This window comes from Protofrankia sp. Cj3 (assembly GCF_917627355.1).
Lineage (GTDB): Bacteria > Actinomycetota > Actinomycetes > Frankiales > Frankiaceae > Protofrankia.
Map to the genome: position 1 here is coordinate 8,637 of NZ_CAKJTR010000144.1, position 5,202 is coordinate 13,838.

Genomic DNA, 5,202 nt, shown 5'->3' on the forward strand with positions numbered 1-5,202 from the left:
CGGACCACGAACGGCCCTCAGCGACGCACGCACGATCCCGCCCGGTCACCGTCCGCACGGCAGCCGAGCGTGCCGACACGACATCGAGCGTTCACCGGGCGACTGGCCCATCATGAGCTCGGAGCCTGATCGCGTCCAGCGCCCAGGACCCGCCCCGACCTGAAACGGGTGTTCCCGCCATGACCGAACGACTGGCCCTGTTCCCGCTGGGAACCGTGCTGCTCCCTGGTCTCCTGCTCCCCTTGGAGATCTTCGAGCAGCGCTACCGTGTGCTCGTCGCCGACCTGCTGGACCTTGCCGCGGGCGAACCGCGCCGCTTCGGAGTCGTCGCCATCCGCCACGGGCGGGAGACCGGGACGGACCGCATACCGGTCTTCCACGAGATTGGCTGCACCGCGAACCTCCGCCGGGTCGACCCACATGCCGACGGACGTTTTTCGATCGTTACCTCGGGCGGAGCAAGGTTCCGGGTGCTCGCGGTGGACCAGACCAGCCGCCCCTACCTCATGGGTGACGTGGAGTACCTCAGCGACGGCATCGGTGACGCCCAGGAGGCGGCCGCCCAGGTCCCCGTCGTGGCGAAGCTGCTCCGCGACTACGCCGCCCGGCTCGCCACCTCCCGGGCCGCCGAGATCCGGCTTCCCGATCTTCCCGATGATCCCCGGATGTTGTCCTATGTGGTCGCGGCCTCGATGGTGACCCAGACAGCCGAACGCCAGGCGCTGCTCGCCGCGCCCGACGCCGCGGCCCGGTTGCGGGCCGAGCGGACAATTCTCCGCCGTGAGCTCGGGCTCCTCGAACGGTTCACCGCCATCGCCTCTGACGAGCACATCCGGATCACCCCCAGCGCGAACTGAACAGTGGGCGGCCCCGCCCGCGGCTGTCCTTCTCAGCCCGTCGGATCAGCCGGCCGGCCCGCTCCACCACGCGACCTCAGCGAGACCGACAACCAGCTCAGGATCGCGAGCGTGAACAACGACACGCTGGGCAGGACGAGCAGGAAGCCGGACGACCGTAACCGGAAGTCGACAAGCTGGACGGCAAGATCACCAGCCTCGTGCGGAAGCTGCGCGATGACCCGCGCGGAACGCAGCCCGTGGCCGATCCAGCTGGCCAGCACGGACCCGGCGATCCCGCCCAGCGCGAGTCCCACCGGAACCGGCCAGCCTCCGTTGCGGCCCCGCCAGAACGCGAACGCTCCCCCGGCCAGGCCACCGACCCCGCAGATCATGGCGAAGTACACGTCAGCCCCGGCCTGAGCGCCGAAAGCGAGCTCGCTTCCGTCAATCGCGGCCCGGACATCCAGACGCGGAGCCGCCGCGGCCCAGAGCAGTCCGAGCAACAGCCCAGCGGCGGCCATGGCAACCGCGCACACGACACCGGTGAGGATCTCGGCCCGTCCCACCGCCCAGAAACGGTAGCCACGGTCAGTGGTCACGTACGGGTCATCCGAATCGGCGGCGACCCCCCCGAGAGCGCGCGGCCGCGGAGCCTGGGGTGAGCCCGGCGTTCCTGCATCGTGCGCGTCCGGCAACGGCTTTGTCACCATTCATTTATCGCTGACATCTGTGGCATCCATGATATTTGTGACATTCGCGGCCTTTTGGGGCTCTGCCCGGACCGACGGCAGCGTGGCAGGACGCCTTCTGGGCATCGATCCGCGCGGCCGACGATCCATCAGGCACGCGCTAGCCCCGGGCATTGCCGGCACGCCGCAGCGCCATGCTGGCCGCGGTCAGCGTGATGACCGCGACCACCGCGCACACCAACAGGTCCGCGGCGGCCGCGGCCCAGTCGACGGACGGGCGGAACGCGGCGGCCAGCACATCCACCGCGTACGTGCTGGGCACCAGGTCCCGTAGCACGTTGGCTCCGGCGGGCAGCCGGTCCGCCGGGATGATGCCCACGAACAGCACGACACTCATGCCGACCTGCCCGGCGACGGTGGCCAGTTCCTGCCGTGGGGCAAGCAGGCCGATCGCGGCCCCGATACCGGCGAGCGAGGCGCCCGCCAAGGCGGCCACCGGTAGCAACAGCCACAGGCCCGACAGCGGAAGGTCAAAGAGCAGCGCGCCCACCACGGCCGTGATGACCGTCCCCGGCACCGCGAACGAGGCATAGGACGCGGCGGTGCCGAGGACCACCGCGCTGCCGGGAATCGGCAACGTCAGGTAGTAGTCGAGCGCCCCGGCCGCGCGCAGCGCCCCGAAGCGCTGCGCGAGCAGGTTGAGCGCGACGAAGGCCACCACCAGCACGGTTGACCCCGCGACCACCTGTTCGCTGGTTGTTTCGTTTCCGGTGTCGACGACCCCCCGCAGCAACAGCATGATCCCGAGGGACTGGAAGGCCGCGACGAACAACAGCGGCACCCGGGCCACCCGCCCGCGTGCAAGCTGACCGGCGTAGACAGCGCGCAGCGCCGGACCGAAGCGGGTGCTGGGTGGCAGCAGCACAGCGCCAGCCACGGTCACGGCGGCACCCACCGTGCCGCCGTCCTGACCGGTACCGCTCTGACCAGCACCGCTCTGAGCCAGGGATGGCTCACCGGTGGACTGGGATATCGCGTTATACGCGGCGGCGGTCATGTGCGCTCCAGGGTGCGGGACGCGCCACCAAGGGCAAGGTAGACATCCTCAAGGGACGGCGTCGCCAGGGTGAAGTCGTCGAGGGCGGCGAAGGCCGGACCGGCCGTGAGCCGCGCGAGTGCCTCGCGCGCGTCGGCCGCGGTCATCCGCGTGCTCCACCGGTGACCGGTGATCTCAGCGTGCTGGGCGAGCCGCACGATGGTCGGGTCATCGCGCGGCGGCTCGGACCGCCAGACCAGATCCAGCCGGACGTCCCCGCTCACCGACGCCTTGAGCCGCCCGGGAGTGTCACAGGCGATCACCCGGCCGGCGTCGAGGACGGCGACACGGTCGAGGACCGTCTCCGCCTCCAGGACGTTGTGCGTGACCAGCAGCACGGTGACGCCCGTGGTGGCGCGGCGCCGTTGCAGCGCCGACCACACCGCCCGCCGGGCCGTCGGGTCCAGCCCGGTCGTCGGTTCGTCCAGGACGAGCACCTGGCGGTCGCCGACCAGCGTGCAGGCAACCGCGGCCAGCCTGCGTTGGCCACCGGACAGGTGCCGCAGCGGCCGGCTCGCGATCGGCGCCAGCCCGAGCTCGTCCATGACGGCTGTCCGGGCCGCCCGGGAAGCGGCGCGGCCCAGCCCGCGCAGGCGGGCGGTCGTCTCCACCGCGACACCCACCGGGAGATCCGCGAGGGCCGTGTCAGCCTGACCGAGATAGGCCGCCAGCCGGGGCGGGATGTCCGGCCGGGCGACGATGTCCCACCCGAGCATCTCGATCGACCCTGCGTCCGGCCGGATGAGCCCCATGAGCTGGCGCACCAGCGTGGTCTTCCCGGCCCCGTTCGGCCCGAGGACGCCGAACACCTCGCCCCGCTCGATGTCGAGGTCGAGGTCGCACGTGGCGAGGACGGCACGCTCACCGACGCCGTGCCGGCGGGTGAGCCCACGCACGGCGTAGCTCAGCACGCGGCCCATTGTCGCAGCCCACGCGCATGGGGGTGGCCGGAGGGCGGGCGCGGGATATGCCCGCTGCCTGTCCCGGCCACGTTCAGCACTCGCCCTTCGCCGGCCGGCGGGCCTGACCGTGGGTCCGGACCCGCAGCGAGCCCAGTATCCACAACGCCTCGACCCCGTCCTTCCAGGTCAGTTTCTTCCCGTCCGCCCGGGTGCGGGCCTTGTAGCTGATCGGCACCTCGAACGGCCGGATACCACGGGCGAGCAGCTTGGCTGTCACCTCGGCCTCCATCCCGAAACCGACCCGGACGACGTCCAGCTCGCGGTACAGGCTGAGCGGCATCAGCTTGAAACAGGTTTCCAGATCGGAAATGTAACTGTCGAACAGGATGTTCGCGGCAAGCGTAACCGCCTTGTTGCCCATCACATACCAGAACGAGTACGCGGTGTTGCTGCTGAACGTCCTCGAACCGTAGACAACCTGGGCCTGGCCAGCGACAACCGGCTCGAGCAGCGCCGGGATCTCTTCGGGCGCATACTCAAGATCCGCATCGCAGATGACGAGGTAGTCACCGGTTGCGAGCTGGCTCGCGGCCCGGACCGCCGCGCCCTTGCCACGGTTCACGGCTTGGTGGACGACAACCACTCGCTGATCATCGATGCCGTCGAGAATCGCCCGGGTCCCGTCCGTGCTGCCGTCGTTGACCACTACGAGCTCGACCTCGCAGGGGTAGCTGACATCAAGCACCCGCTTGACCGCGGACGCGAGTGTGGCCTGTTCATTGAACACCGGCATCAAGACAGAAAGCTTCACATTCGCGAACATTACGCCGTGATCATCCGCTGGCCGTTGACCACCACTGTCGGGTGGCGCCAGGCCGCAGGCTCGACCAGGGGGTCCGCGGGGAGCCCGACCACGGCCGCGTACGCTCCCGCTTCGATACGCCCCGACGGCCGCTGGCCGTCAAGCCCGGCTGCCCGCGCCGCGCCGGAGGTCGCCGCGCGCAGCGCGCCGAGGCGGCCCAGCCCGGCATAGGCCAGCCGGTCGAGTTCCCGGGGATCGACGCCGGGCGGACGGTTACCCGCGCCGCCCGCATCGGTACCGTAGATCAGGGAGACACCGGCGCGATGGAGCAGCGCCGCGTTGCGCCCAGGCACGGGGCCGGCCCCGGAGTGACACTGCAGGGTCGACACCACCGGCACGCCAGCGGCGGCGATCCGGTCGACGGTCTCGGGCGGCAGCGGCTCCAGCGGGACGTGGGCGAGCTCATCCACGCCCGCCCGCAGCGCCAGCTCCACCGCTGCGACGGTCAGCGCGTGCGCGATCACCGGTAGCCCGGCCGTATGCGCGGCTTCCAGCACGATCGCGAGCTCGTCGTAACGCAGTGGCGACCGCCCAGGCCGCGCCGGGCCCGCAACGTCCCCGAGACACACCTTGATGAGATCAACACCGTCCGCGATGAGGCTGGTGACGACTTTGCGGGCCGCGGCGGGGCTGTCGGCCACAGCCAGCGCGTCGAGCGGGTCCTGTCCGGCCCCGTTCCGGCCAGCCGGGTCGTCTCGGCCCGGCATAACGCCGTTCGACCCGCCCCGGCCCCCGCGCGCCCGGTCCGCGGCCGGTGGGTCCGCCGTCATCTCGCCCTCGGCCCCGCGGCCCGCCGCGCGGCGAAACACCAGCC

At 71.1% G+C, this 5,202-nt stretch carries 6 protein-coding genes; 1 reads left to right on the plus strand and 5 read right to left on the minus strand.

What is annotated here, in order from left to right:
* Positions 1–179: 179 nt before the first annotated feature.
* Positions 180–857, plus strand: a complete 678-nt coding sequence (locus tag MJ783_RS17490; protein WP_239311626.1) for an LON peptidase substrate-binding domain-containing protein — start codon at positions 180–182, stop codon at positions 855–857.
* A 32-nt stretch (positions 858–889) separates the two neighbouring features.
* On the opposite strand, the gene MJ783_RS17495 is transcribed toward MJ783_RS17490, so the two are convergent.
* The 5 genes from MJ783_RS17495 to MJ783_RS17515 form a co-directional block, all read right to left on the minus strand.
* Complete coding sequence (locus tag MJ783_RS17495) at positions 890–1,438, minus strand: hypothetical protein (protein ID WP_239311628.1); 549 nt, start codon at positions 1,436–1,438, stop codon at positions 890–892.
* Positions 1,439–1,688: 250 nt separating this feature from the next.
* A complete protein-coding gene (locus MJ783_RS17500; protein ID WP_239311630.1) occupies positions 1,689–2,585 on the minus strand; it encodes an ABC transporter permease in 897 nt (298 codons plus the stop codon).
* Entirely contained in the window at positions 2,582–3,544 is a 963-nt protein-coding gene (locus MJ783_RS17505) for an ABC transporter ATP-binding protein (protein WP_239311631.1), read from the minus strand. The genes MJ783_RS17500 and MJ783_RS17505 overlap by 4 nt, the downstream gene beginning before the upstream one ends.
* 73 nt (positions 3,545–3,617) lie before the next feature.
* Positions 3,618–4,349 (minus strand): glycosyltransferase family 2 protein, encoded by a 732-nt coding sequence (locus MJ783_RS17510; RefSeq protein ID WP_370651668.1) that lies wholly within the window; start codon positions 4,347–4,349, stop codon positions 3,618–3,620.
* A partial coding sequence (locus tag MJ783_RS17515) for an amidohydrolase family protein (RefSeq protein WP_239311635.1) occupies positions 4,349–5,202 on the minus strand: 854 nt, incomplete at its 5' end. The genes MJ783_RS17515 and MJ783_RS17510, both read right to left, overlap by 1 nt.